Source organism: Streptomyces sp. WY228, from assembly GCF_019287315.1.
GTDB classification, from domain to species: Bacteria; Actinomycetota; Actinomycetes; order Streptomycetales; family Streptomycetaceae; genus Streptomyces; species Streptomyces caviscabies.
Map to the genome: position 1 here is coordinate 5810516 of NZ_CP079114.1, position 25790 is coordinate 5836305.

29 protein-coding genes and 1 pseudogene are annotated in these 25790 nt (G+C 71.6%); 13 read left to right on the forward strand and 17 right to left on the reverse strand.

Annotation, left to right across the window (positions count from 1 at the left end; genetic code table 11):
• Nucleotides 1-20: 20 nt before the first annotated feature.
• The 6 genes from KV381_RS25600 to KV381_RS25625 form a co-directional block, all read right to left on the reverse strand.
• On the reverse strand, nucleotides 21-695 hold the full coding sequence (locus KV381_RS25600) for a response regulator transcription factor (RefSeq protein WP_030626100.1): 675 nt from the start codon (nucleotides 693-695) through the stop codon (nucleotides 21-23).
• Nucleotides 692-2020, reverse strand: coding sequence for a sensor histidine kinase (locus tag KV381_RS25605; RefSeq protein WP_218786426.1), 1329 nt, complete (start codon nucleotides 2018-2020; stop codon nucleotides 692-694). The genes KV381_RS25600 and KV381_RS25605 overlap by 4 nt, the downstream gene beginning before the upstream one ends.
• A gap of 28 nt (nucleotides 2021-2048) precedes the next feature.
• On the reverse strand, nucleotides 2049-3221 hold the full coding sequence (locus tag KV381_RS25610; RefSeq protein ID WP_218786428.1) for an acyltransferase: 1173 nt from the start codon (nucleotides 3219-3221) through the stop codon (nucleotides 2049-2051).
• Nucleotides 3218-4183, reverse strand: coding sequence for an alpha/beta hydrolase (locus KV381_RS25615; RefSeq protein WP_218786430.1), 966 nt, complete (start codon nucleotides 4181-4183; stop codon nucleotides 3218-3220). The genes KV381_RS25610 and KV381_RS25615 overlap by 4 nt, the downstream gene beginning before the upstream one ends.
• Before the next feature lie 139 nt (nucleotides 4184-4322).
• The gene (locus KV381_RS25620; protein WP_218787297.1) at nucleotides 4323-5195 is read right to left on the reverse strand and encodes an alpha/beta fold hydrolase; all 873 of its coding nucleotides are present in this window, start codon (nucleotides 5193-5195) and stop codon (nucleotides 4323-4325) included.
• A gap of 144 nt (nucleotides 5196-5339) precedes the next feature.
• Nucleotides 5340-6275: a helix-turn-helix domain-containing protein gene (locus tag KV381_RS25625; protein ID WP_218786432.1), complete on the reverse strand. Its 936-nt coding sequence runs from the start codon at nucleotides 6273-6275 to the stop codon at nucleotides 5340-5342.
• 134 nt (nucleotides 6276-6409) lie between these two features.
• Here KV381_RS25625 and KV381_RS25630 point away from each other — a divergent pair, with 134 nt between their 5' ends.
• The 3 genes and pseudogenes from KV381_RS25630 (at nucleotide 6410) to KV381_RS25640 (ending at nucleotide 8707) form a co-directional block, all read left to right on the forward strand.
• Nucleotides 6410-7453 (forward strand): trans-acting enoyl reductase family protein, encoded by a 1044-nt coding sequence (locus KV381_RS25630; protein WP_218786434.1) that lies wholly within the window; start codon nucleotides 6410-6412, stop codon nucleotides 7451-7453.
• 56 nt (nucleotides 7454-7509) lie between these two features.
• Nucleotides 7510-7923 (forward strand): annotated as a pseudogene (locus KV381_RS25635) (aldo/keto reductase); the annotation flags it as partial.
• Nucleotides 7924-8158: 235 nt separating this feature from the next.
• The gene (locus tag KV381_RS25640; RefSeq protein WP_218786436.1) at nucleotides 8159-8707 is read left to right on the forward strand and encodes a DUF4262 domain-containing protein; all 549 of its coding nucleotides are present in this window, start codon (nucleotides 8159-8161) and stop codon (nucleotides 8705-8707) included.
• 289 nt (nucleotides 8708-8996) lie between these two features.
• Here KV381_RS25640 and KV381_RS25645 read toward each other — a convergent pair whose 3' ends face one another.
• From KV381_RS25645 to KV381_RS25655, 3 genes are all read right to left on the reverse strand, one after another.
• A complete protein-coding gene (locus tag KV381_RS25645; RefSeq protein WP_218786438.1) occupies nucleotides 8997-10043 on the reverse strand; it encodes a hypothetical protein in 1047 nt (348 codons plus the stop codon).
• Nucleotides 10044-10274: 231 nt separating this feature from the next.
• On the reverse strand, nucleotides 10275-10457 hold the full coding sequence (locus KV381_RS25650; RefSeq protein ID WP_256995152.1) for a S1 RNA-binding domain-containing protein: 183 nt from the start codon (nucleotides 10455-10457) through the stop codon (nucleotides 10275-10277).
• A gap of 163 nt (nucleotides 10458-10620) precedes the next feature.
• Nucleotides 10621-10761 carry a hypothetical protein gene (locus tag KV381_RS25655; RefSeq protein ID WP_179889449.1) on the reverse strand — a complete coding sequence of 47 codons (141 nt, stop codon included), beginning with the start codon at nucleotides 10759-10761 and terminating at the stop codon, nucleotides 10621-10623.
• Between KV381_RS25655 and KV381_RS25660 the strand changes: the two genes are divergently transcribed.
• Nucleotides 10754-11023 (forward strand): hypothetical protein, encoded by a 270-nt coding sequence (locus KV381_RS25660; protein WP_179889448.1) that lies wholly within the window; start codon nucleotides 10754-10756, stop codon nucleotides 11021-11023. The two genes, KV381_RS25655 and KV381_RS25660, sit on opposite strands and share 8 nt — an antisense overlap.
• 151 nt (nucleotides 11024-11174) lie before the next feature.
• Here the strand turns inward: KV381_RS25660 and sodN are convergent, their stop codons facing one another.
• Nucleotides 11175-11570 (reverse strand): superoxide dismutase, Ni, encoded by a 396-nt coding sequence (gene sodN / locus KV381_RS25665; protein WP_015611295.1) that lies wholly within the window; start codon nucleotides 11568-11570, stop codon nucleotides 11175-11177.
• A gap of 189 nt (nucleotides 11571-11759) precedes the next feature.
• Here sodN and sodX point away from each other — a divergent pair, with 189 nt between their 5' ends.
• Nucleotides 11760-12188: a nickel-type superoxide dismutase maturation protease gene (sodX, locus tag KV381_RS25670; protein WP_249625985.1), complete on the forward strand. Its 429-nt coding sequence runs from the start codon at nucleotides 11760-11762 to the stop codon at nucleotides 12186-12188.
• Here the strand turns inward: sodX and KV381_RS25675 are convergent.
• On the reverse strand, nucleotides 12101-12721 hold the full coding sequence (locus tag KV381_RS25675) for an ABATE domain-containing protein (RefSeq protein WP_030079464.1): 621 nt from the start codon (nucleotides 12719-12721) through the stop codon (nucleotides 12101-12103). The genes sodX and KV381_RS25675 overlap by 88 nt on opposite strands.
• Nucleotides 12722-12809: 88 nt before the next feature.
• Here KV381_RS25675 and KV381_RS25680 point away from each other — a divergent pair, with 88 nt between their 5' ends.
• Nucleotides 12810-13571 carry a trans-aconitate 2-methyltransferase gene (locus KV381_RS25680; RefSeq protein ID WP_098025100.1) on the forward strand — a complete coding sequence of 254 codons (762 nt, stop codon included), beginning with the start codon at nucleotides 12810-12812 and terminating at the stop codon, nucleotides 13569-13571.
• Between the two features lie 81 nt (nucleotides 13572-13652).
• Here the strand turns inward: KV381_RS25680 and KV381_RS25685 are convergent, their stop codons facing one another.
• From KV381_RS25685 to KV381_RS25695, 3 genes are read right to left on the reverse strand one after another with little or no spacing between them, the layout of a single operon-like run.
• Nucleotides 13653-14417: an amino acid ABC transporter ATP-binding protein gene (locus KV381_RS25685; RefSeq protein ID WP_283782616.1), complete on the reverse strand. Its 765-nt coding sequence runs from the start codon at nucleotides 14415-14417 to the stop codon at nucleotides 13653-13655.
• Nucleotides 14414-15382, reverse strand: coding sequence for an amino acid ABC transporter permease (locus tag KV381_RS25690; RefSeq protein WP_098025098.1), 969 nt, complete (start codon nucleotides 15380-15382; stop codon nucleotides 14414-14416). The genes KV381_RS25685 and KV381_RS25690 overlap by 4 nt, the downstream gene beginning before the upstream one ends.
• Before the next feature lie 28 nt (nucleotides 15383-15410).
• Complete coding sequence (locus KV381_RS25695) at nucleotides 15411-16373, reverse strand: ABC transporter substrate-binding protein (RefSeq protein WP_218786440.1); 963 nt, start codon at nucleotides 16371-16373, stop codon at nucleotides 15411-15413.
• A gap of 523 nt (nucleotides 16374-16896) precedes the next feature.
• Between KV381_RS25695 and KV381_RS25700 the strand changes: the two genes are divergently transcribed.
• The 6 genes from KV381_RS25700 to KV381_RS25725 all read left to right on the forward strand — a co-directional run bounded on the left by KV381_RS25700 (nucleotide 16897) and on the right by KV381_RS25725 (nucleotide 22406).
• Nucleotides 16897-18138, forward strand: a complete 1242-nt coding sequence (locus KV381_RS25700; protein ID WP_098025096.1) for an NADP-dependent malic enzyme — start codon at nucleotides 16897-16899, stop codon at nucleotides 18136-18138.
• A 433-nt stretch (nucleotides 18139-18571) separates the two neighbouring features.
• The gene (locus KV381_RS25705) at nucleotides 18572-19540 is read left to right on the forward strand and encodes a zinc-binding dehydrogenase (RefSeq protein WP_218786442.1); all 969 of its coding nucleotides are present in this window, start codon (nucleotides 18572-18574) and stop codon (nucleotides 19538-19540) included.
• Nucleotides 19541-19627: 87 nt separating this feature from the next.
• Complete coding sequence (locus KV381_RS25710) at nucleotides 19628-21049, forward strand: cellulase family glycosylhydrolase (protein ID WP_218786445.1); 1422 nt, start codon at nucleotides 19628-19630, stop codon at nucleotides 21047-21049.
• Nucleotides 21027-21566 carry a GNAT family N-acetyltransferase gene (locus KV381_RS25715; protein WP_218786447.1) on the forward strand — a complete coding sequence of 180 codons (540 nt, stop codon included), beginning with the start codon at nucleotides 21027-21029 and terminating at the stop codon, nucleotides 21564-21566. The genes KV381_RS25710 and KV381_RS25715 overlap by 23 nt, the downstream gene beginning before the upstream one ends.
• Before the next feature lie 31 nt (nucleotides 21567-21597).
• A complete protein-coding gene (locus KV381_RS25720; RefSeq protein ID WP_006127526.1) occupies nucleotides 21598-21807 on the forward strand; it encodes a sigma factor-like helix-turn-helix DNA-binding protein in 210 nt (69 codons plus the stop codon).
• Nucleotides 21807-22406, forward strand: coding sequence for a Clp protease N-terminal domain-containing protein (locus KV381_RS25725; protein WP_218786449.1), 600 nt, complete (start codon nucleotides 21807-21809; stop codon nucleotides 22404-22406). The genes KV381_RS25720 and KV381_RS25725 overlap by 1 nt, the downstream gene beginning before the upstream one ends.
• A 172-nt stretch (nucleotides 22407-22578) precedes the next feature.
• Here the strand turns inward: KV381_RS25725 and KV381_RS25730 are convergent, their stop codons facing one another.
• Nucleotides 22579-23640 (reverse strand): PadR family transcriptional regulator, encoded by a 1062-nt coding sequence (locus tag KV381_RS25730; protein WP_086777096.1) that lies wholly within the window; start codon nucleotides 23638-23640, stop codon nucleotides 22579-22581.
• Between the two features lies 1 nt (nucleotide 23641).
• On the reverse strand, nucleotides 23642-24499 hold the full coding sequence (locus KV381_RS25735; RefSeq protein ID WP_030626143.1) for a DUF4097 family beta strand repeat-containing protein: 858 nt from the start codon (nucleotides 24497-24499) through the stop codon (nucleotides 23642-23644).
• Between the two features lie 153 nt (nucleotides 24500-24652).
• Here KV381_RS25735 and KV381_RS25740 point away from each other — a divergent pair, with 153 nt between their 5' ends.
• Nucleotides 24653-25477, forward strand: a complete 825-nt coding sequence (locus KV381_RS25740; protein WP_030626145.1) for a hypothetical protein — start codon at nucleotides 24653-24655, stop codon at nucleotides 25475-25477.
• 41 nt (nucleotides 25478-25518) lie between these two features.
• Here the strand turns inward: KV381_RS25740 and KV381_RS25745 are convergent, their stop codons facing one another.
• Nucleotides 25519-25704, reverse strand: coding sequence for a DUF6104 family protein (locus tag KV381_RS25745; protein WP_010061466.1), 186 nt, complete (start codon nucleotides 25702-25704; stop codon nucleotides 25519-25521).
• Nucleotides 25705-25790 lie beyond the last annotated feature (86 nt).

Genomic DNA, 25790 nt, shown 5'->3' on the forward strand with positions numbered 1-25790 from the left:
CCCGCGCCCGGCCCGGGTGGTCAGAGGCCCGCCGGGCGCACCAGCCCCGACTCGTACGCGAACACCGCCGCCTGGGTCCGGTCGCGGACACCCAACTTGACCAGGATGCGGCCCACATGGGTCTTCACCGTCTGCTCGGCGACGATCAGCTCCCGGGCGATCTCCGCGTTCGACAGGCCGCCCGCGATCAGCGACAGCACCTCCGTCTCGCGCTCGGTCAGATCACCGATCCGCGCCTTGAGCGGCGGGCGCGGGGCACCGGCCGTCCGCGAGAACTCCACGATCAGCCGCTTGGTGATGTTGGGCGAGAGCAGCGCGTCGCCCGCCGCCACCACCCGTACGGCATGGGCGAGTTCATCGGCGGAGGCGTCCTTCAGCAGAAAGCCGGAGGCGCCCGCGCGCAGCGCCTCGTAGACGTACTCGTCGAGATCGAAGGTGGTGAGGACGAGGACCTTCACCGTCGAGCCTTCGGGAGAGGTGATCCGCCGGGTCGCCTCGATGCCGCCCAGCTCGGGCATCCGAATGTCCATCAGGACGATGTCCGGGGCGAGTTCGGCGACCTTGTCGATCGCGTCGAGCCCGTTCACGGCCTGGCCGACGACCTCGATGTCCGGCTCGGCGTTCAGCAGGACCGTGAAGCCCTGGCGGACCATCATCTGGTCGTCGGCGATCACGGCACGGATGGGCGGGGTCATGGGGTGTCCTCGGTCGTCGTGTCCGGCTCGGTCGTCCCGGTGACGGCGGGCAGGATCGCGGTGACTTCCCAGCCTCCGTCGGGGGTCGGTCCGGTGGCCAGCTCACCGCCGAGCATCGCGGCGCGCTCGCGCATGCCCAGCAGACCGTGCCGGACACCGGCGGAGGGGGTGGCCGGCCGGTCGGGCGGGGAGTTGACGACCCGGACGGTCAGCCCGGTGGACCGGTGGCCGATCACCACCTCGGCGCTCGCCCCGGGCGCGTGGCGCATCACGTTGCTCAGGGCCTCCTGCACGATGCGGTACGCGGACAGCTCGACGCCCGGCGAGAGCGGGCGGGGTGCGCCGGTGGTCGAGACGGTGACGGCGAGACCGGCGGAACGCACGGTGGCGAGGAGCGCGTCGATCCCGTCGAGATCCGGCTGCGGGGCGTGCCGCGCACTCTGCGCGGGCGCGTCCTCCGAGCGCAGGACGCCCAGCACCCGGCGCAGTTCGGCCAGCGCTTCCAGGGCGTTCTCGCGGATGCCGGTCAGATTCTCCCGCAGCTCCTCGGTGGGGTGCTCCACCAGATGCGGGGCGACCTGCGCCTGGATGGAGATCACCGACATGTGATGGGCGACCACGTCGTGCAGCTCCCGGGCGATCCGGTTGCGCTCCTCCAGCAAGGTGCGCCGGGCCCGCTCCTCGGCGGTCAACTCGGCCTGGACGACAAGGTCTTTGCGAGCAAGGCGCAGGCTGCGCAATGCCGCGCCGAGGACCAGGGCGACGACGAACACCGGTGCGGAGCGGTCCAGGTCGAGGTTGTGCCGCTGGGTCTGGTGCAACGTGAGGGCCATGCCCGCCAGCAGCGTGAGGGCCAGTGCTCCCGTCGCACGGCTCAGCGGGACGCGCAGTGCCAGCAGGAACAGCGCCCCGCCCTGGAACACCATCCCCATGACGCTCCAGGGGAACAGCCGGTCCGGGCTCATGACCGGCTCGGTGACCAGGACCGTGGTCACCGACAGCGCGGTCGCCGCCCACCACGCCCCGACCGGGCGGATCATCCCGGCGACCAGCACCACGGACTGCGCCAGGGCGGCCAGCACGGCCCACCCGCTGACTCCGTCGCTCGCCTCCGTGACCAGTTCATTGGTACGGGGCACCGCGAAGCAGGCGGCCGCGATGATCAGCAGCACCAGCAGCGACGGCCGCCACACCGGCGCGTCCGGCTCGCCCATGCGCGGCACCCGGTCGGCGGGCGCGGCCCACAACTCCTCGTACAGCGCACGCGGCGCCCGGCGCACCGCCGCCCGCAGACGCACCGCCCTCGATGACGTCACGGCCCCCACCGCCCCCTCGGCTCGACCAGCCCACAGACTAGGCACGTCGCGCCCGTCCCCTCCGCTCGGGGGCGGACTCCCGTACGACGAGGGAGCCCCCGCCGCCGCGCCGCCCGCCCTGCTCGTAGCCCCGGAACGCCGCCCAGCACCCCAGCAGGGCCAGGGCGAACACCGGCAGCCAGAGCAGCCGGGCCACCACCCAGCCGGCGTCGTCGGGCACGGTGTGGAGCCCCGGCAGCGGGCCGTCCGCGATCAGCAGCGCGCTCGCCGTGACGATGATCATCGCGGTCTGGTGCCAGAGGAACACGGTCATCGCCGACAGGTTCACCACCGCCACCGCCGCCCACACGGCGGGCCTGCGCAGCACCCGCCGCAGTGGCCCGAGCAGCAGCAGCGCCGCCCCGCACTGGGCCAGCCCGAAGGCGGCGGCGGCCAGGCTCGGCGGGTCCAGATTCGACATCCGGCCGCCCGGAACGCCGACCATGGAGGCCGGGTAGCCCGCCCACCGGACGAGAGCCGCGGCCGCGGCCGTCCCACCGAGCAGCAGCGCCCAGCGGCCCGTCCGGCCGCGCAGCCCGCCCCTGGCGACCAGCGCCCCCAGGCAGTACGGCACCAGCCACCCCGCGACCACGTTGATCCACCCCAGCTCCCGCGGACCGCCGAGACCCAGCCGTACGAGATCGACGTGCAGCACCACCACGAGCGGCCACAGCGGGTGCAGCCGGGCCACCAGCGGCGTCAGCGCGGTCAGCGCGGCGAAGACGAGCAGGAACCACAGCGGCGACCAGACCAGCTTGGCCAGCGCCCGCACGGTCGACTCGCCCACCCCGGCCACCAGCATGACGGCCGCCGCGAGCGCCCACACCACGAGCACCGCCGCCACCGGCCGGAACAGCCGCGCCAGCCGGCCGCCCACCCACGCCCCGTACGGCACACCCCGCTTCCGCGCCGAGGCCCAACTCCCCGCCGCCACCATCCCTCCCACCAGGAAGAACACCGCGAGCGTCTGGAACACCCAGGAGACCGGGGCGAGTTCGGGCAGCTGGGCCAGCGGGCTCGCCCCGCGTACGGTGCCGCTGTCGGCGACCAGCGCGGTGACCAGCCAGTGCCCGCCCACCACGCCCAGGATCGCCAGGGCCCGCAGGGCGTCCACGGCCCGGTCACGACCGGGCGGGGTGGCGGCCTCGACGCGCGCGACGAGGCCGGTCATCGGGCGGCCTCCAGTGGTTCGGTGCCCGCCGCGATCCGGGCGAGATTCGTCAACGACCGTGACCCGGGCCGCAGATAGTCGCTGTGGTCTCCGTCGCCCGCGTCGAACACCTCGGCCCCGAACCGTTCCGCCACCGGATCGGTCCCGAACCCCACCGTGGCGACGAACGGCACCCGCACCCGCACATGGGGCACCCGGGCGATCCAGTCCCCGCCGCTCCGGCCCGCCCACACCCGCGCACCGGTGCGCAGCGCGGCCGCGCTCTTGGCTCCGACCCCGGGGCTGCCGTAGAGGACGAGGGCGTCGGCCGGGGTCCCGGAGGCGGCCCGGGCGCAGATCACCGAACCGTAGGAGTGGCAGAGCAGGCTGATCCGGGCGGCGGGCCGCACCGCGTGCAGCCCGTCCACCAGCGCCCGCAGCCCCGGCGCGGCCCCGTCGGCCCGCCCGGTGGTCAGGGCGGCGGGGCTGATGGTGGCGGGCGAGCGGTACCCCAGCCAGGCGACGACGGCCGCGCCCTCGCCCAACTCCCGGTGCAGCGCCCGGGCGTCACGCCGCAGCCGCCAGTACGCGTCCAGCCCGACGCCGGCACCGGGAACCAGCACCGCGATCCGCCGGGCCGAGGACAGCGTGCCCACGACCTCCACGCTCCGGCCGCCGTCGCGCCCGTCGAAGGACAGGAACTGCCGCCCCGGCGCGGCCATCGCCCGCAGCGAGGCGGCCCGCTTGAGGTCCCCGTGCGCCTCCGCCGCCCGCCCGGCCGCGCGGATGTCCCGCCGACTCACCGCGTACCGCTCCGCCAACCCCGCCGGGCTCGCGTCCCGCAGCGGCCCGAGGGCGGTCGCCGCGGGGGCGGGCACGGCGGCGGGCCGGGCCGCTCCGGACACCGGCACGGCCACCGCGAAGGTGACCAGGGCGGCGAGCAGGGTGCGGCGCAGACGGGGTCTGCGCGGGCGGTCGGGCATGGGGCGAGGTCCTTCCGTACCGGGGGCATGGGGTGCTTCCGGTAAGGAAGTTATGGACGGGGGGTGGTAGTCGGCGTCTCGCTGGAGGGGGCACCTCCGACGTGGCTCTCAGGTATGACGCGGGCGATGTGGCACGGCGTCAGCTCCGGCCGGTGTGGGCCAGGATCGCGGCCGCGAGCGGGGCGTGGACCTCGCGGGGAAGGGCGTGGCCCATGCCGGGGATCTCGACGAGCCGGGCGCCGCGGATCACCTGGGCGAGGTGCTCGGCGTGCGGGGGAGGGGCGACCGGTTCGGCGGGGGCCGAGATGATGAGGGCGGGCACCCGGGTGCGGGCGAGCTGCTCGGTGCGGTCCATGCCGGAGTAGTCGGCGCGGGCGTGCGCGGTGCCGGCGTGGTGGTGCCCGGTGTGCGCGATGATCCGCCGTTCCAGCTCGCGCGCGTACGCGGCGTCGAACGGGATCAGGTCACCGCCGAGCACCCGCCAGTGCTCGACCCGCCGCTCCAGCTCGGCCTCCGGCCCCAGGTCCTCGACGGGCCGCGACCACATCTCCATCAACTCCGCCGATACGCCGGGAAGTTCCTCCGGCGGGACGCGGTGTCCGTCCGGCGCGGCGTACGGCGTGGAGCTGAGCGCGTTCGTCCCGATGACGGTGGCGCTCAGCAAGCGCTCGGGGCGGTCGGCGACGAGCAACTGCGTGAGCATGCCGCCCATCGACATCCCCACGACATGTGCCCGCTCCACACCGAAGGCGTCCAGTACGGCGATGGCGTCCTCGGCCAACGCGGTGAGCGGATAGGGCTGTTCGTCGAAGGAGGCGGTGGAGCGGCCGGTGTCCCGATGGTCGTACCGGATGACCCGGTGCCGTACGGCCAGCAGCTCGACCAACTCGTCGGGCCAGCCGAGCCCGGACGCCTGCGCGCCCATGATCAGGAGCAGGGCAGGCGCGTCCGGAGCACCGCGCTCCTCGGCCCAGAGGCGCACGCCGGGGGCGGCATCGATGGAGCGTTCCATGGCGGACCTCGCTGTTCTGTGCTCTGCGGTCATGAGCGAGACGGTACGTATCGTCTCATCCCGCTTGTGCAGCGTAGCTCATCGTCAGCCTCGGAGCCAGTGGCGACGGTGTGGCCGGTGGTTCTGGTGGTTCCGGCGGGCGGCTCAGGGGCGGAAGGTGCGGCGGTAGGTGTCGGGCGGGACGCCGACGCTGCGCTGGAAGTGGCGACGCAGGGTGGTGGCCGTGCCCATGCCGGCGGCCGCGGCGATGGTGTCCACTCCGGCGTCGGTCGTCTCCAGCAACTCCTGCGCGTGGCGGATGCGTTGGGCATGCAGCCACTGCAGCGGAGTGGTGCCGGTCAGGTGCTTGAAGTGGCGGGTGAGGTGGCGTGAGCTCATCCGGGCCCGGCGGGCCAGGTCCTCCACGGTGAGCGGCTGGTCCAGCCGCTCCAGCACCCATGGGAAGAGGTCGCTCAGGGGGTGGCCGCCCGGGGCGGGGACGGGGGTGGCGATGAACTGGGCCTGCCCGCCGTCGCGGTGCGGCGGGACGACCAGGCGCCGGGCGATCCTGTTGGCGATCGCCGAGCCGTGGTCGAGCCGGACCAGGTGCAGGCACAGGTCCATGGCGGCGGCCTTGCCCGCGGACGTGAGCACATCGCCGTTGTCGACGTAGAGGACGTCCGGGTCGACGGTGGTCGCCGGGTGGCGCCGGGCCAGCTCCCGGGTGTGGCCCCAGTGCGTGGTGGCGCGTCTGCCGTCGAGCAGCCCCGCCGCACCCAGGACGAAGGCGCCCGTGCACAGGGAGGCCACCCGCGCCCCCGCCGTGTGGGCCGCGCGCACCGCCTCGACCAGCTCCGCGGGCGGTTCGCGGTCGGTGTCGGCCCAGCCGGGGACGATCACCGTGTCGGCACGTGCGAGGTGGTCGAGCCCGTGGTCCGGCTCCAGGCGGAAGCGGTCGACCCGCACCGGACCGCTCCCGCAGAGGGAGAAGTCGTACCAGGGATCCACGATGTGGGCCAGGTCGGCCCCGAAGACCTCGACGGCCACGGACAGTTCGTAGTGGAGGACGCCGTCAACGATGGCCAGGGCGACAGTGGGCATGTCCGGAACTGTATGCGGTATGTCGTTTCCGACGCTCGCGCGGGGCGCGGCCCACGACCAGGATGAGAGGTGTCAAGCCCCGGCGGAGCGACACCGCGGCGGGCGTTCGAGCAGTCAGTGGTCAGGGGAGTCCCATGGGGTCAGGTCAGCCGGTTGCGGTGTTCGGAGCGTACGGTCACACGGGCCAGTTCGTGACGGCGGAGCTGGCCGCACGCGGCTACGTCCCCGTGCCGTCCGGCCGCAACGCGCACGCCCTCGAAGAGCTGGCCCTCGGACAAGGCTGGAAGCCCAGGGTGGCGTCGGTCGACGACCCGGCCTCGCTGGACCGGGCCCTGGCGGGCACGGTGGCGGTCATCAACTGCGCCGGTCCCTTCGCCTCGACCACCGGCCCAATGATCGAGGCAGCGCTCCGCGCGGAGATCCCCTACCTGGACGTGGCCGCCGAACTGGAGGCCAACCTCGACACCTTCGGCCACTACCGCGGGCGTGCCCGGGAGGACGGGGCGGTGATCGTCCCGGCCATGGCCTTCTTCGGCGGCCTCGGCGATCTGCTGGTCACGGCGGCGATGGGCGACTGGGCCGGGGCCGACGAGGCCCACATCGCGTACGCGCTCAGCAGCTGGCACCCCACCGCCGGAACCCGGCTCTCGGGTGCGGTCTCCCGCGAGCGTCGCGGCGACCACCGCCTGCGCTACCGGGGCGGGCGGTGGGAGCGCCGCACCGATGCCGCGCCCGCCCTGGAGTGGACGTTCCCGGAACCGGTGGGCCGCCGGCCGGTGATCGGGGAGTTCACGATGGCGGACGTCGTCACGGTCCCCCAGCACCTCGCGATCCCCGACGTGACCACGTACATGAGCGCCGAGGCCGCCCGGGACGTCGTCTCACCCGACACGCAGGCCCCCACCGCCGCCGACGGGAGCGGCCGCTCGGACCAGACCTTCCTCGTCGACGCCGTGGTCCGCTCCGGCGACACCGAACGCCGGGCCACCGCGAGCGGCCAGGACATCTACGCCGTCACCGCACCCCTGGTCGCCGAGGCCCTCGACCGCGTCCTGACCGGCCGCACCAGGTCGCTCGGCGTCGTGCCCGCCGGCGAGATCTTCGACGCCCGCGACTTCCTGCGCGCACTGGAGCCGCACATCACTCTCGACCTGCACCCGGGGAGGGCCGACGCCTGACCCGCGCCCGCGCGCCCGCCGTGTGCCGTCGGCCGGAGGCGTCACGCCTTCACGCCTTCACACCTCTCGCCTTCGGATTCCTCACCGGCAAGCACCGCAAAGGCCGGCCCATCGACCTGGAAGCAGGCCGGGCCGCGATCCGGCCGGCGTTCTTCGACCCCGCGATCGCCGAGAACGCGGCCAAGCTCGACGCGGTGGGACAACTCGTCGAACTCGCGACGAGCATCGGCTGCACCCTGCCGCAGCTCGCCGTGGCCTTCACGGTAGCCCACCCCGCCGTCACCTCGGCGATCATCGGGCCGCGGACCATGGAACAGCTGGAGAGCCTGCTCCAGGGCGCCCCGGTCACCCTGGACGACGCGGCCCTCGACCGGATCGACGAGATCGTCCGCCCCGGGACGAACCTCTACAACCCCGCCGCCTCGCTCCCTCCGCGCTCACTGATCGAGCCCGCCCTGCGCCGCCGCCCGGACGCGCGCGAGCGCGGGCCGGGCGGCCCGGGGAAGATCAGGCCTTCTTGGTCGCCTGGTAATGGGCTGGGTCGGTGGCCTGCGGACTGTTCAGGGGCCAGCATGGCTCTGTTCACGAGTCTCGGGTTCTGGCACAGATCTTGGGGAGCAGCCGCGGAGGGTGACGACGTCGTTCCATTGAGGGGGCACGACCCCTGGCTGCCTGACTTGAACGCTCACCTCGTAGCCTCCGCACATGACTGGTGATCCGTTCCGGTGCCGTTGTGTCCTTTGCCATGACTACGGTGATCGAGATGAAACGGACCGCCTTGGTCTGACAATCATCGAGAATGTGCGGCAGCACGGATGGCACGTCGTGATGGTTCCCGAGAACGAGATCGGTTCTGGATTCGCCTACACGATCGGTCTCTCGCACACTCACGGCGCACCTGAACTCGCCATGTTCGGGCTCGATGTCCACGCCATGCACCGCATACTCAACAGGCTCGGAGTGAAGTCCGCCGCAGGCACTGTACTGACTGAAGGCCAGAGGCATCCTGACGTTGTCGACGGCCACCACGTCGCGCTCAGGCAGGTGGATCTCCGCTGGTATCGGACCTTCTTCGGGCAGGCCATCGGGTTCTACCGGCGGCCTCCTTTCCCCGTGTTGCAAGTTGCGTGGCCCGACGTGGATGACCGGTTTCCTTGGGAAGTGCAGGCTGAGGCGAGGCATCGAGAGTCGCAACCTCAGCTGTGGCTGCCGCCGAGTGAGCACCTTGTCGGGACGTGGACGGCCGAGCTCTGACCGTGAAGGCGCCAGCCGGTGCCAGACCGACACCCTCCCTCGTGTGCAGAGCCAACCAGCCGCCAGGATCGCATCCGTTCCCGGTTCGGGCGGCTCAGGCCCCACCCAGTACGTGACGGCCGACGCGTGATTCAGCGGGCCGGCGTCAGTGACCTGGGCCGGAGATCCTCAGGCGGTTCGTCCGACTCCCGGAACTGTGGCCGGTCATGCGAGGTGAGCTGAATTCCGCGGCCGGAAGCGGACCGGGCGTCGATCGACCGAGGCGGAGAACTACTGGGGAGCTTCCGGCTCACGTCTGGCGGGATGCGTCGCGATACCTGCGCAGCCGGGTGCCTCGTACAGCGGGAAGCCCGACCAAGGTGGACTCGAAGGCGCGGTGGTGGGGCGTCAGCGGGTACCAGGGGAGTGGCGGCAGAGGGTAGTCGTCGCGCAGCACGCCCTCCGGTAGAACCCCCGTCGCGGGCATCGGCGAGGTCTCGCCCGGGTGGGCGAGGTATGCCCAGACTCCGCTGTCCAGCGATACCACGGCCTCCACGTCGCCGAGCGGGCGCCAAGGCGCGCCCGTAAGGGGGTGGCGGGGGACGAGGAGGACGTCGGGACGGGGCCGGGGCGTGCGGATCCCCGGGCCGGCCAGCCCCACGGACCGAGTTCCGGGCCCGGCGGGTAGGTACTGGTTGACGGCGTGGCCGAGCAGCTCGGCGACGGGGCCGGAAGGGAGTGCCACCGGGCGCCCCTCGGTGGTCGCCACGAGGTGGGCCAGCGCGACTCCGACCGCCGCCTCCCAGCGGCGACTCCACGACCCGTCGGGTTCGACGGGTGGGACGCGGTGCTCGACACGCTCCAGGTCGTCCCAGCCGGAAGGTGGACCGGCCAGGTGTTCCGAGGGACGGGCTACGACCGCGTCGGGCTCCAGCCACACCGCCTGCCACGAGCCGCAGTCGTCCATGCGGGTCGCCGCGGCTCGCCCGCACCCCTCGCACGCCAGGTTGGGACCGTCCCGGCCGTCCAGACCCTGGCAGTAGCCCTCGCACTTCTCGGGGATCAGGGCCATGGACCGGGAGTCGCCGGGAGCGATGACGATCCTGTTCCGCGCGCCGAAGGAGACCGCGTGCACAGGGGCGTAGACACCCTGTCGGGCGGCCGCGTCTTCTCCGACCTCCTCCCACAACCGCCAGGGTGGTCCAGTGGGCCGGGGGTCGACGGCATACGTGGCGGGCTCCATCAGCGGCGGATGGAGTTCCTCCCATCCGCCGTGGTGAGCGTGGACAGGGAGGGCAACCCGGGACACCAGCACCGTCAGCTCCGTGCCGCACTCGGCACACGCGAACACGTCCAAACAAGCTCCCCCTCGGCCCAGTTCCCAGGCGGATTGTGACTCGCCGGCAGCGGAGGATCCACCGGATTTCGGAATGACTCCAGTGACCTGGGTCGGATGTTGCTCGGTAGTTCTCGACCTCTATCGGTCGGTGGTCGGGTCTGCTTCCGATCGAGGTTCGGCTTGTCGCGGCATCACTTGCCGCAGTGCGGGGAGGAGGGCGAAACTCTCAGGAACCTCCGACTCGGGTCACTAGTTGCCTGCTCCGTCAGCAGCGCACAGTCGCACCCGGTGACGCTGAAGGTCGACCTCGGCGATCTTCACTGCGATCAGCTCGCCTTCGCGGACGAGTTGGGCAGGGGTCTCAACCGGCTCGTCGGTCAGCTCTGAGATGTGAAGGAGCCCTTCGACCTCCGGAGCAAGCTGTACCAGCACACCGAAGGGAATGATCTTGGTGATTCGCCCTGTGGTGACGCGTCCGGCCTGGTCATTGGGAAGACTTCCCTCGCCTCTACGGCCGCCTCGCCCCGCGCATCATTCGCTCACTCGTCACCGACCGGCTCCACGTCGACGAGGATCTCATCGCCGCCCGCCTGGTTCAGGCGGGCTGGACCGCCTGGGACTTGCCCTTGGCCGAGGCTCTACGGGACGTCTGGTCCGCCTGGTGGCAGAGCACACTGCACACCCACCCCAGTCCCGTGCCCACCAGGTATTCCCTCAGCTTCATCACCGTGGTCACCGACAGTCTGCGTCCTTGGCTGAACACATGGACCGCGACCAGTACCCCAGCCGCTGACGCGCACGTGGCAGACCTCGTCGACGACGTGATGTTCGAGTTCGAGATCACCGACTTGCGCATGGGCTTCCACGATGAGTACGACGCCACTGCCGAACTGCTGGGCCGGCTTCTCACCGAAGTACGCGGTCGTGTCATCGACGCACGTCTCGACGAGCCCTTCCTCCGCGAGCACCTTCAGGCAATTGCTCAGCGCTCCGGCTGATCCGGTACGCCGTCCGGAACTGAACGGAAGGCCCGTGAAGAAGACCGCACCCGACCCGCCATGGCCGCCGTTCTCGGCGGCCTGCGGACCGGGTGCGGACCGGTGGGCGGTCTGACCTGCGAAACCGCGGGTCAGACGGCCCGGCCGAAGATCAGGCCTTCTTGGTCTCCCAGAAGATCCGGTCGACCTCGGCGATGAGGTCCAGGGCCTTCTGGCCCGTCTTCGGGTCGTTCGAGCCCTTGGCCGCGGAGAGCGCCTTCAGGGTGTCGTTGATCAGCTGGTGCAGCTCCGGGTACTTCTCGAAGTGCGGGGGCTTGAAGTAGTCGCTCCAGAGCACCGACACGTGGTGCTTCGCGAGCTCGGCGCGCTGCTCCTTGATCAGGATGGCGCGGGTGCGGAAGTCCGCGTCCTCGTTGGCCTGGTACTTCTCCTGGACGGCCTTGACCGACTCGGCCTCGATGCGGGCCTGGGCCGGGTCGTACACGCCGCAGGGCAGGTCGCAGTGGGCGCTGACCTTCACCTTGGGGGCAAACAGGCGGGAAAGCATGGAGCTGTCCTCCTCGTGATCGTCTTCTCAGGTGGGACATTACTCCGTGGAGCGCCGCTTTCCGTGGCTGCCCCAGGGGCTTAGGTCAAAAGTCCGGGGTGGGAATCGGGCCGTCGGCCGAATGTACGGGGCCGCACCCGGCGCGATGTACTGACGATGTGCTGGAGGAGGAAGCGGGAGGTGTCGGAGATGCCGGAGCGGCGACAGGTGTCCGGAGGCAGGCGGGTGACGCGGCGTCCGTTGCAGGTCGTGGAGGTGACGGGCCCCTCGATGGTGCCCACGCTCTACCACGGTGACCTGCTGCTCGTGCAGTACGGAGCGCTCGTGCGCCCCGGTGACGTGGTGATCCTGCGTCACCCCTTCCAGCAGGACCTGCTGGTGGTGAAGCGGGCCACCGAGCGGCGGCCCGGTGGCTGGTGGGTGCGGGGCGACAACACCTTCGCGGGCGGGGACAGCACGGATTACGGGACCGTGCCGGAGGAGCTGGTGCTGGCCCGGGTGCGGGCCCGCTACCGGCCCCTGGCGAAGGGTCAGCGGTCGGTGACGGCGGTGCTGGGCTGGGCGGTCTCCGCGCTGCGGCCGGTGCGCTCGGCCTCCTCGCGCTTGCGGGCCCGGTAGGCGGCCACGTTCGCCCGGGTCGCACAGCGGTCCGAGCAGTAGCGCCTGGAGCGGTTGGTGGACGTGTCCAGGTAGGCGTTGCGGCAGGGGGCCGCCTCGCAGAGGCCGAGGCGGTCCACGCCGTGCCCGGTGAGGTGGAAGGCCAGGCCCATCGCCGCGATGGCCGCGTAACCGGCGGTGGCGTTCGACGGATGGTCCGCCAGGTGCATGTGCCAGTCCGGCCGGCCGTCCTCGTCCCGCACCTCGTGCCCCGAGATCTGCGGGCTCACCGGGAACTCCAGCAGCAGCGAGTTCAGCAGGTCGACCGCGAGCGTCTCCTCGCCGTCGTCGGCCGCCTCGAAGACCGCGCGCAGCCGTGCCCGTACGGAACGGAACCGGGTCACGTCCGCCTCCGTGGCCCGCCGTGCCGCCTGCCGGCTGCCGCCGAACAGCTCACGGACCGCCTCGACGGAGGTGAGCGTGTCCTTGTTGCGGGCCGGCTCCTCGGTGTTGACCAGGCGCACGGCATAGTCCGAGTAAGAGGCCAGTTCCACTTGTAGTCCTTACGGTGTCGGTCTAGAGTCGGAGTTGCGTTCAGTGTAATGGTCGAGATGCAGGTATGGGTATTACGTGGAGGTTGGCGTGACGGAGACGGCTACGGGCACCGACTGGCAGTCCTGGCAGGAGAGCTGGGACCGGCAGCAGGAGTGGTACATGCCCGACCGCGAGGAGCGGTTCCGGGTGATGCTGGACATGGTCGAGGCGGTCGTCGGACCGGAACCGCGGGTGCTGGACCTCGCGTGCGGTACGGGAAGTATTACGGACCGGCTCCTCAAGCGGTTCCCGAACGCCACGAGCACCGGCGTCGACCTCGACCCCGCGCTGCTGGCCATCGCCCGCGGCACCTTCGACGGCGACGACCGGGTCTCCTTCGTCACCGCCGACCTCAAGGACCCGGAGTGGACCGCCCGGCTGCCCCACACCTCGTACGACGCCGTCCTCACCGCCACCGCCCTGCACTGGCTGCACGCCGAGCCGCTGGCGGTCCTCTACGGGCAGATCGGCGGGCTCGTCCGGGACGGCGGGGTGTTCATGAACGCCGACCACATGATCGACACCGGCACGCCCCGGATCAACGCCGCCGAGCGCGCCCACCGGCACGCCGCGATGGACCGGGCCAAGGCCGCCGGGGCGCTGGACTGGGCGGAGTGGTGGGCCGTCGCCGCGAAGGACCCGGTCCTCGCCGCGCCCACCGCCGAGCGGTTCGCGATCTACGGCGAGCACGCGGACGGCGACATGCCCTCCGCCGACTGGCACGCCCGTACGCTCATCGCCTCCGGCTTCGGTGAGGCCCGCGCGGTCTGGGCGTCCCCCTCGGACACCCTGGTGCTCGCCGTGAAGTAGGCCGTCGGCGTCCGTACGCGAGAGCGCCCCGGACCGATGGGGTCCGGGGCGCTCTCGTCCGCGTACGTACGGCGGGCGGTCCTACAGCACCTTCGACAGGAACGACTTCGTCCGGTCGTGCTGCGGGTTGGTCAGCACCTCCCGCGGGTGGCCCGACTCGACCACCACACCGTCGTCCATGAAGACCAGCGCGTCGCCCACCTCGCGGGCGAAGCCCATCTCATGGGTGACGACGATCATCGTCATGCCGTCCTCGGCGAGGCCCCGCATGACGTCCAGGACGTCGCCGACCAGCTCCGGGTCGAGCGCGGAGGTCGGCTCGTCGAAGAGCATCAGCTTCGGCTCCATCGCCAGCGCGCGGGCGATGGCGACGCGCTGCTGCTGGCCGCCGGAGAGCTGCGAGGGGAAGTTGCCCGCCTTGTCGGCGAGGCCCACCCGGTCCAGCAGCTTCTCGGCGCGGGCCCGGGCGACCGCCTTGGCCTCGCCCTTGACCTGGATCGGCGCCTCCATGACGTTCTCGATCGCCGTCATGTGCGGGAACAGGTTGAAGCGCTGGAAGACCATGCCGATGTCACGGCGCTGGAGGGCGACCTCGCTGTCCTTCAGCTCGTAGAGCTTGTCGCCCTTCTGCCGGTAGCCGACCAGCTCGCCGTCGACCGAGAGCCGGCCGGCGTTGATCTTCTCCAGGTGGTTGATGCACCGGAGGAAGGTCGACTTGCCGGAGCCGGACGGGCCGATCAGGCAGAACACCTCACGCGGGGCGACCTCCAGGTCGATGCCCTTGAGGATGTGGGCGGCGCCGAAGGACTTGTGGACGCCCTCGGCCTTCACCATGGGGGTGGTCATGCGGAGACACCTCCGGAGGGCCGGTTGCCGAACGCGGCGAGGTTGACCTTGACGCGCTGCCACGGGGTGAGCGGCAGCGAACGCAGCGAGCCGCGGGCGTAACGGCGCTCCAGGTAGTACTGGCCGACGCTGAACACACTGGTCATCACGATGTACCAGATGGACGCGACGAACAGCATCTCCATCACCGCGTACGACGTGGAGCCGATCTGCGAGGTGGAGCGGAGCAGCTCGTTGTACGTGACCGCGTAGACCAGCGAGGAGGTCTTCAGCATGTTGATGAACTCGTTGCCGGTCGGCGGGATGATCACGCGCAGCGCCTGCGGGAGGACCACGCGGCGCATGGTCTTGCCCTGGGTCATGCCCAGCGCGTGCGAGGCCTCCGTCTGGCCCTCGTCGACCGACTGGATACCGGCGCGGCAGATCTCCGCCATGTAGGCGGCCTCGTTCAGCGCGAGACCCAGCAGGGCGCACATGAACGGGGTCATGACGTCCGTCATCTCGTCCTTGTAGATGAACGGGATGTTCAGGACCGGGAAGATCAGCGCCAGGTTGAACCAGAGCAGCAGCTGTACGTAGACCGGGGTGCCGCGGAAGAACCAGATGTACAGCCAGGCCACCCAGCTGGTGACCGGGTTCTTCGACAGCCGCATCACGGCCAGCACGACGCCGAGGATCACGCCGAGGATCATCGCGAGGACGCTGATCAGCAGGGTGCGGCCCGCACCGGCGACGACGGTGCTGTCGAACAGCTTGTCGCCGACGGCCTGCCACTGGATGTTGCCCTGCGAGAAGGCGTACACGAGGGCGACGAGGAGGCCGATGACCACGACGCCGCTGATCCAACGGCCGACATGGCGGACGGGAATGGCCTTGATGTTCTCCGGGGCCGTGGTGGCGGCCTTGGAGACGGACACCTGGCCGGCCGGTGAGCCGGGGGGCGTCTTGTCGAGCTTGTCAGTCATGGTGACTGCCCTTCGGTGAAGCGTCCGGTCACTTGCCGCCGTTGATGGCGGCCTTCTCGATCGCTCCCGTACCGGCGCCCCACTTGTCGAGCACCTTCTGGTACGAACCGTCGGCGATGATCGCGTCGACGGCTTCCTTCAGGGCGTCGCGCAGACCCGTGTTGTCCTTCTTGACGGCGATGCCGAACGGGCCGGCGTCGACCTGCTCGCCCACGACCTCGAACGCCTTGCCGCCGTCGGCCTTGCGGGCCAGGTCGACCGCGACCGGGTAGTCGTTGACGCCCGCGACCGAGCCGCCGGACTTCACGCGGGTCTGGGCCTCGGTGTCGTTCTCGAACGACTCGATCTTGATGGCCTTCTCGCCGCCGTCCGTACAGGCCTTCGACTGCTTCTTGAGGGCCTCCTCGTACGTGGTGCCGCGCTGCACCGCCGCCGGCTTGCCGCACAGGTCCTCGATGGACTTGATGTTCTGCGGGTTGCCCTTCTTCGTGTACACGGCGGTACCCGCGAGGAAGTAGTCGACGAAGTCGACGCCCTCGCCCAGCTTCTTGCCGGAGTCGTCCAGGCCCTCCTGGCGCTGCTTGTTGTCCGTGATCGACGACATCGCGATGTCGTGGCGGCCGGAGTTCAGGGCGGTGATGAGGCCGTCGAAGGAACCCGAGGTGAACTCGAACTTCACGCCGAGCTGCTTGCCGAGCGCCTCGGCCAGATCGGGGTCGACACCCACGATCTTTCCGTTCTCGACGGACTCCATCGGGGCGTATTCGGCATTCGTGCCGACCTTGATCACACCGGACTTCTGGTACTTCTCCGGCAGCTTCGAGAAGAGCGGCGCACCGCTCTTGGTCTCCTTGCCGCTGCCGCTCTCCTGGGAGGCGCTGTCGGTCTGGTCGCCACAGGCGGTGAGGAGCAGCGTGCCGGCGACCGCGATGGCGCCGACCGCCGCGATCCGGGCCCTGGCGGTCGTACGACGCGTGGTGCTTGCGGTCATGTCGGGATCCTCCGGCAGGTGAGGGTGAGGTGCTGGTGGGGCGGCTTGGCACGCACCTTCGAGTGTCGCCACCTCGTGTGAACGGCATCCTGCCATTCGGACTGGCCCATTCAGGGGTCCCGCCATGTCAAAATCGGATAACGGGCGACCCCCGAACATCAACGGCCGGTACGCCAGGACCGGACCTTCTATGGGGATTCATTCCCCTCGCCGGAGAATCTTCGGTACGTCTCGACCAGTGGACGGCATTTATACCGGTTTGCCGACTTGTCCAGATATTCGACTATGAGTCACGTCACCGCGTCGATATGGACTCGTCCGTAACACCGTTCGTCCGGTAAGAAAGACGTTTACACCCCTCATCCGGGGCTCAGGGCGCGTGTGCGGCGCGCCCGCGCGTATGTACCTCTCCCTGCCGGGGCGGGCCAACCGCTCGGTGCGGGGCACGTACGCGGTGCCCGCCCACCCCTCCTCAACCAGGAGTGGCCACCCTCAAACGATGAAGACTTAAGGGGTCAACACCATGGCAGCGGAGATCGTCAATCCTCGCAGCGACAGCACCACCGACAGTGGCATCCAGCGCACGAGCGCAGCGGACACCGGGGCCGACGAGCCCTTCGATCCGGCCTTCGCCCTCCACCGGGGCGGGAAGATGGCCGTGCAGGCCACCGTCCCGATCCGGGACAAGGACGACCTTTCCCTGGCGTACACGCCCGGTGTGGCGAAAGTGTGCAGCGCCATCGCCGACAACCCCGAGCTCGTCCACGACTACACCTGGAAGTCGCAGGTCGTGGCCGTCGTGACGGACGGCACCGCCGTGCTCGGCCTCGGCGACATCGGGCCCGAGGCGTCCCTCCCCGTCATGGAGGGCAAGGCCATCCTCTTCAAGCAGTTCGGCGGCGTCGACGCGGTGCCGATCGCGCTCGCGACCACCGACGCCGACGAGATCGTCGACACCGTCGTCCGGCTCGCCCCGTCCTTCGGCGGCGTGAACCTGGAGGACATCTCGGCGCCCCGCTGCTTCGAGATCGAGCGCAAGCTCCAGGAGCGGCTGGACATCCCGGTCTTCCACGACGACCAGCACGGCACCGCCGTCGTCACCCTCGCCGCCCTGCGCAACGCCGCCAAGCTCTCCGGGCGGACGCTCGGCGATCTGCGCGGCGTGATCTCCGGCGCGGGCGCGGCGGGCGTGGCCATCGCCAAGTTCCTGCTGGAGGCGGGGATCGGCGACATCGCGGTGGCCGACCGCAAGGGCATCGTCAGCCGCGACCGCGACGACCTCACCGAGGTCAAGCGCGAGCTGGCGGAGCTCACCAACCGGGCGGGCCTGTCCGGTTCGCTGGAGCAGGCGCTCGCCGGTGCGGACGTCTTCATCGGCGTCTCCGGCGGTACGGTCCCGGAGGCGGCGGTGGCCTCGATGGCGCCCGGCGCGTACGTCTTCGCGATGGCCAACCCGAACCCGGAGGTCCACCCGGAGGTCGCGCACAAGTACGCGGCCGTCGTGGCGACCGGGCGGTCGGACTTCCCGAACCAGATCAACAACGTGCTGGCCTTCCCGGGCATCTTCGCGGGTGCGCTCCAGGTCCGGGCCTCCCGGATCACGGAGGGCATGAAGATCGCGGCGGCCAACGCGCTGGCCGACGTGGTCGGCGACGAGCTGGCGGCGGACTACGTGATCCCGTCGCCGTTCGACGAGCGGGTCGCTCCGGCGGTCACCGCGGCGGTTGCGGCGGCTGCGCGGGCGGAGGGTGTGGCTCGGCGCTGAGTCCGCGTTTGAGCGGTGTGTGATCGGGCGGGGCCTGTACGGGGTACGGGCCCCGCCTGTGCGTTTCAGCCGCTCCGGCGGTTTCCTCGAGCCTCTGCGGCGATTGAGCAGCGGGGTCGCCCACTCCAGCCTCTGCGGCGATTGAGCAGCGGGGTCCGGGCAGCGCCCGCCCCCAGACCCCCGCTGCTCAATCGCCGCAGAGGCTGGTGGTTCGGGCCCCCGCTCCTCAATCGCCGGAGGGGCTTGAGTGGCGCTCGCCGTCCTCCTCGATCGCTGGAGGGACTTGAGTGGGCTCGCCGTGCTCCTCTGGCGCCGGAGGGGCTTGATTGTGCGGCTCAAGTGCCGCAGGCGCTGGGTGCGGGTGCGCCCCAGTTGGTGTGCGTCACACGCGTAGGCGGTTTCGTGGTCGCCCCGCCCCGCCTATCGTCGAGCCATGTTCGCCGCCTACGCAGCCCGCATCGACCCCGACCAGCCGCTCGACGGGCTGGAGCTGGGCGACCGTCCCGCCCCCGAGGCGCGTCCCGGGTGGTCCACCGTCACCGTTCGGGCCGCCTCCCTCAACCACCACGACCTCTGGTCCCTGCGCGGCGTGGGCCTCTCGCAGGACCGGCTGCCGATGATCCTCGGCTGCGACGCCGCCGGCGTCGACCAGGACGGCAACGAGGTCGTCCTGCACTCCGTCATCGGGCAGTCGGGGCACGGCGTCGGGCCGAAGGAGCCCCGCTCCATCCTCACCGAGCGCTACCAGGGCACCTTCGCCGAACAGGTCACCGTCCCCGCCTGGAACGTGCTGCCCAAGCCGAAGGAGCTCAGCTTCGAGGAGGCCGCCTGTCTGCCGACCGCCTGGCTCACCGCGTACCGGATGCTGTTCACCAACGCCGGGGTGCGGCCCGGTGACTCCGTGCTCGTCCAGGGCGCCGGCGGCGGTGTCGCCACCGCCGCGATCGTCCTCGGGAAGGCCGCCGGGCTGCGGGTCTTCGCCACCAGCCGGGACAAGGCCAAGCGCGAGCGGGCCGTCGAACTCGGCGCGCTGGAGGCGTACGAGCCCGGCGCCCGGCTGCCGCAGCGGGTGGACGCCGTCATCGAGACCGTCGGCGCCGCCACCTGGTCCCACTCCGTGAAGTCGCTGCGCCCCGGCGGCACCCTCGTCATCTCCGGGGCCACCAGCGGCGACCGGCCCACGCACGCCGAGCTGACCCGGATCTTCTTCCTGGAGCTGAAGGTCGTCGGCTCCACCATGGGGTCCAAGGACGAGCTGGAGGACCTGCTCGCGTTCTGCGCGACCACCGGGGTGCGCCCGGTCATCGACAAGGTGCTGCCGTTGGACCGGGCCCGGGAGGGTTTCCAACGCCTGGAGTCGGGCGACCTCTTCGGGAAGATCGTGCTCACGCCGACCTCCTAGTTCCGCCAAGAACTCGTCGGTGACAGATACTTGAGGGATGCTCAGCTTTCCTGATGTGCTCTGCCCATGCGAATGGGCAGAGCACTCATGGCAGTTGTCGTCGCGTCCGTGCTCGCGGCCGGGGCCCCCGCCCCCGTCGCCTCGGCGCGCCCCGCACCCGTCTCCTCGTCCCCCTCCTCGTACGAACGCGCCATCCCGCCCCTCACCGACGACCGGGGCCGCACCCTGACCCTCCGCGGCTGGAACGTCGAGGACAAGGCCAACCGCGGCGAGGACGCCCTCACCGCCATCACCGAACGCCACTTCCGCGACCTGCGCGCAGGCGGCTTCAACTTCGCGCGGCTGCTGGTGTTCTGGGACGATCTGGAGCCCCGGCGCGGCCAGTACAGCGAGCGCTACCTCCGGCGCGTCGAACGCATCCTGGACTGGGCCCGCAAGCACCGCATCCATGTCCTCATCGACGCCCACCAGGACGTCTTCGGACCCGCGTTCGGGCACCGGGGCATCCCGGAATGGGCCACCAGGACCGACGGGCTGCCGTTCACCCCCAACCCCGACGACTGGTTCTCCGAGTATTTCCAGCCCGCCGTGCAGCGGGCCTTCACCCACCTCTACGAGGACCCCGACCTCCAGCGCGCCCAGGCCGCCATGTGGCAGGTCCTCGCGACCCGCTTCCGCGACCACCCGGCCGTCATCGGCTACGACCTGATCAACGAGCCGATGGGGGAACCGCGCGCGGGCGAGGACCTGCCCACCGCCGCCCGCCGGATCGAGGCCGAACACCTCACGCCGATGTACAACCGGCTGGCCCGAGCCGTCCGGGCGAAGGACCGCGACACCTGGCTCTTCGTCGAGCCGACCCCCATCGTCGGCGAGGGCGTGCCCACGGGTCTCGGGCGCATCCGGGACCGGCGAACCGTCTACGCCCCGCACTTCTACAACACCGCCATGGAGGCGGGCGCCGACTACGACCCGGACGCGGGCTGGATCGAGGCGTACGAGGCCGCCGTCACCGCCTACCCGGCCCGGTACGGGATGCCCGTGGTCGTGGGGGAGTGGGGGCCGCTGAACAACGCCCTCCCGAACATGGGCCGCTTCTACCGCGAGGCCGTCGCCTCCCTGGACCGCTACAGCTCCGGCTGGGCGGGTTACGTCTGGTGCTACGGCGGCGGCTACTGCGCGGTCGACGAACGCGGCCGCTTCCGTACGAACAAGGAGCGGACGGCCACCCCGTACGCCCCGGCCGTCGCCGGAACCGTCCGCTCCGGGGCGTACGACCCCGGCACCCGCACCTACCGCCTCGCCTACCGGGCGGCCGCCCGTCCCGGGGTGACGGAGCTGTCGCTGCCGCCCTCGCCCGAGGGGTGGCGGGTCACCGTCACGGGTCCCGCGCACGTCCTCGGCGCCCCCTCGCGCGGTGGGTGGCCGCTCGTCGTGGCACGGCCCGGGGCGGAGGTGGTGGTGACCGTGCGGGAAGCTGGCCCGTATGGACGAACTGACCACCCCTGAAGGGTTTCTGCTGCGCCCCTGGCTGCCCGACGACGCCTCGGCGGTGCTCCGCGCCTTCGCCCCGGCGGAGATGGACCGCCAGACGGACCGGCCCGTGGACGACCGGTCCGGGGCGGTGGCCTGGATCGCGGAGCGCACGCGGGAACGGGGAGCGCGCACCGGCTACTCCTGGGCCGTCGTGGGGGAGGAGGGCGAGGCGCTCGGCTGTGTGGCGCTCAACGCCGTCAACCGGACGCATGACACCGGCTGGGTCTCCTACTGGACCACCGAGTCGGCCCGCGGCCGGGGCGTCGCCGCGGCCGGAGTGCGGGCACTGGCGCGCTGGGCCTTCGACGAGCTCGGGCTGTACCGGCTGGAGCTGGGCCACCGCACCGACAACCCGGCCTCCTGCCGGGTCGCGCTCCGGTCCGGATTCGCACCCGAGGGCATCGACCGGGCCAAGCTGCGGTACGGCGACGTCCGCTACGACGTCGAGCGGCACGCGCGCCTGGCCGACGATGATGTCAACTTTCATTGACGAGTGAGTGGTGTCAATGTAGGTTGACATCATGACCGAAGCAACGGATCTGGCCGCACGCGCCGGTGACCGCGACCCGCGCGTCGGGCTGCGGGCGGTGGCCGCACTGCGGCGACTGCTGGAGCAGCTCGAAGCCGTACAAGTCAGAAGTGCCCGCGTGCAGGGCTGGTCCTGGCAGGAGATCGCCGCCGAGCTGGGCGTCAGCCGGCAGGCCGTGCACAAGAAGTACGGGAGGCGTTGATGTTCGAACGATTCACCCGAGGGGCCCGTGCGACCGTGAAGGGCGCCGTGGGCCGGGCCGAGCGCACCGGGGCCGACTCGGTCACCGAGGAACATCTGCTGCTCGCGCTGCTGGAACAGGGGAGCGGCCGGGCCGCGTTCGCCGCCACCGCCCTCGGCCTCCACGACCGCCGGGCCTCCCTGGAGGCCTCCTTCGCCGAGGCCCGCCGCCGTGGCGGGCTCACCAGGGCCGACACCGACGCCCTCGCCGGCATCGGGATCGACGTCGGCGCCATCGTGTCCCAGGTCGAGGGGGTCCATGGCGAGGGGGTCCTGGACGCCGACCGCCGCAGCCGCCGGTGGTGGTCCGGGCACCGCGCCTTCACCCCGGGCGCGAAGACCGTGCTGGAGAACTCGCTACGGGTGGCCCTCGGCCGCTGCGACCGGTTCATCGGCGAGGAACACCTGCTCCTGGCCCTCACCGCGAAGCCCGGAGTCGTCGCCGACGTCCTCGCCGAGCACGGCGCGACCTACGCGGCCGTGCAGCGCGCGCTGTACGGCCCCGACGCGGACGGGGGCGACGGACGCGACGGGGGCCAGGGGCACGCCAAGGCCGGGTGAGGGGGCGGCCCCCATCCCACTCCAGGCCGGTACCCGGGCGCCCCAGCCCGGTACCCCGAGTGCCCCAGGCCGGTAGGCAGGGCGCCCCAGCCCGGTAGCTCAGGCGCCCCAGCCCGGTACCCCGAGTGCGCCAGGCCGGTAGGCAGGGCGCCCCAGCCCTTCCCCGTCGCCGCTAGCCCTTCCTCTCGCCTTCGTCCCGGTCCTCGCCCTCCGCCGTCAGCAGCGCCTCGATCCGCGCCGTCGCCGCACCCAGGTGGCGGCGGGCCTCCGCGAGCTGGGGCTCCGTCACCCCGTGATCGCGGGCCGCGTCCCGGATGCCGTCGCGGAAACGGTCCAGCAGGCGGTCCAGATCGCGCACCGGGTCGCCGGTCGTCGGCGCGTCCTGCCCCCAGTCCGCACCGGGAGCCGGGTCCTGGACGGGCGGGGCGGTCTCCGGCTCGGGCTTGCCGAACGGCGGCCAGGCGCCGGACCGGGCGAAGCCGCCGAGCTGGCCGGTGATCTCCGCGAGGCCTTCCCGTACGCCGGAGGGCCAGTCGCCCCGCGCGAAGTGCTCCTGGACCTGGCGGGCGGCGGTCTGCATCTGCTCGCGCGCCTTCTCCTGGGCCTCCTTGGCCTGACGGCGGGCCTGCTGGGCGTCCTCGCGGGCGCGCCGGGACTCGTCCTTCGCCCGGCGCGCCTGCTCCTTCCACTCCTGCTTGGCCCGGCGCAGCTCCTCCTTCGCCGTACGCCACGCCTCGCTGTCGCCGAGGTCGCCCAGATTGCCGAAGTCGCCGAAGTCGCCGAAGGGGGAGGACGGGATGCCCTTGCTCCGGCCCTTGCGGTCCTCGGCCCCCGTACCCGTACCGTGCCGGGACTCCGAGGCGGCGGCCCGCATGTCGCTGCGGAGCCGGCCCGCGGCGCCTCGTACGTCGTCGCGTATCTCGGCGGCCAGCTCGGAGACCGAGTCGCGGATCTCCAGCTCCAGATCGGCCAGTTCACCGCTGCGGCCCGCCAGCTCCTCGCGGCCGGCGTCGGTGATCGAGTAGACCTTGCGGCCGCCCTCGGTGGCATGGGTGACCAGGCCCTCGGCCTCCAGCTTGGCCAGCCGGGGGTAGACCGTGCCGGCGGACGGGGCGTACAGACCCTGGAAGCGCTCCTCCAGCAGCCGGATGACCTCGTAACCGTGGCGCGGAGCCTCGTCCAGGAGCTTGAGGAGATACAGCCGCAGACGGCCGTGGGCGAAAACGGGAGCCATGTCAGAGAACCTTTCCGGTCGGCTCGGCGGTGCGGGCGTCGTCCTCGGCGGGCGGCCTGCGCAACAGGGCGATCGAACCGGAGACGGTCGTCGCCCGCAGGGTCCCGGTCCCGGCGCCCAGCGTGCCGGTGATCTTCTTCGCGCCCCACTGCCCGCCGACCCGCAGGTCCTCGAAGGCGGTGGAGACGGTCCCGCTCGCGGTGTTCGCCTCGACCCTGGCGTCGGCCGGGTGCGGCAGCCGGATCGCGATCTCGCCGGACACCGTGGTCAGCCGGATGTCCGTCGGCTTCCCGGAGGGGTCGACGTCCAGCACCATGTCGCCGGTGACCGACTCGGCCCGGACCGAGGTCCCCGCCCCGTCGACCACCGTCAGATCGCCGGACACCGAGTGGAAGCGCAGATCCCCGGTGACGCGCTGGGCCTCCAGGCTGCCCGAGACCGACTCGCCGCGCACCGCGCCGGTCAGCCCGACGAGCGTGGAGTCGCCGGTGATGCCGCGGACCTCGGTGCGGCCGCTGATCCCGGAGACGACGGCCCCGGCGCCGATCACGCCGACCTCGACCGAGGAGGCGGCCGGCACGACGAGCGTGACGACGGCGCTGCGGCGGCGGCCCTTGGGGTCGAACCAGCGCAGAAGGTCCTGCCAGGGCAGATCCTCGTAGGCCACGGTCAGCCGGCCGTCCTCCTGGGTCACGATCAGCGGCGGCCCCTCGACCGCGGAGATCTCCAGCCGGGCGTCCGGCTCGTCGCTCCCGACCACGTTGACCGTGCCGTCGACGATGCGCACATGGAGCGCCGCCACCGGATCGTCGAAGGCGAGCTTCCGCGGCTCGGCGATGGTCCATGTCGACACAGGCATGGATGTGACCTCCCGGAACGCGTGACGACGCAACATATCGCGTCTCGTACGGAACACGATATATCGCGGATCGGTGAAGTCAAGGCCGAGCGAGAGGCGGTCGAGCAGTATCAAGAACGCCAAACCATGACAAATTGCCCTAGCGTGTGAGCCATGAACGCGACATCCACCGGGGCCCTCCTGCTCTGCCGGGCCGACCCCGAGACCGTACGGCCGCTCGCCCACCTGCTGCGCGAGCAGATGCTGCTGGCCCGCGCGGGCGAGGAGTGGAGCGTGCTCGTCCCGGAGGGGAAGCCCTGGCGGAACGGGGGCCCGGAGCAGGACGCCGAGCCGGTGGACCGGGTCCTGGGCGGCTGGGCCACCGCCCTCGCGGTCGGCTCCACCTGGCCGGTGCTCGCCCTGTGGTGGGACGCCGACCGGGCCGGATACACCCTCGCCGCCGGGTTCCGCCGGCCCGTGGGCTACATCTGGCTGACCGACGGCACCCCGGTGGGCGAGGACGAGGCCATGCGCACCTTCGCGGTCCGCCTCGGCCTCGACCCGGTGCTGGACGTACAGGCGCTGGAAGGACTCACCCGCCCCGACCCGGAGGCGGGCGCGGAAGCCAGGCTGCGCGGACTGCTCGCCGTCCTCACCGGCACGGGGCTCGCCCTGCCCGCCGGACTCTCACCGGGCGAGAGCGCCGACCGGCTGCGCAGCGTCGCGGCGGTGCAGCGCGGGGTGGAGCGCGTCGAGTGGGCCGGCTGGCGCGATGCCGTACGCGTAGAGCTGGACGCGGTCGAGAGCAGCCGGATCGGCCCGTGGGTGCGCGGCCCCCGCGCCCGGGCCGTCGCCGCCGTCCAGCTCGCGGCCGGCCTCCCGCTCCTGCTGTGGGGCGCCCGCCGTCGCAGCGGCGGCTGGGCGGCGGCCGGCGCGGTGCTCCTGGCCCAGGGCGCGCTGGGACTCGCGTACGAACGGGCCAGGGCGGGCACTTCCTGAGCCGGGTGGATCAGGGTCTGAGGATCAGACCCTGAGGATGATCACTCGTCCTCGTCGTCCTCGTCGTCCAGCCGGGCCAGCCAGGTCGCGAGGCGCTCGACGGGCACCTCGAAGTCGGGGTTGAGATCGACGAACGTCCGCAGCTGCTCGGCGAGCCACTCGAAGGTGACCTCCTCCTCGCCGCGCCGCTTCTCCAGTTCCTCGATGCCACGGTCCGTGAAGTACAAGACGTGCTCCTGATGCCTGCGGATGTTCTCACCTGAAGGGTAGGACGTCACCGCTGCGGCCGGATATCGACGGTGTCCGTGGAAGC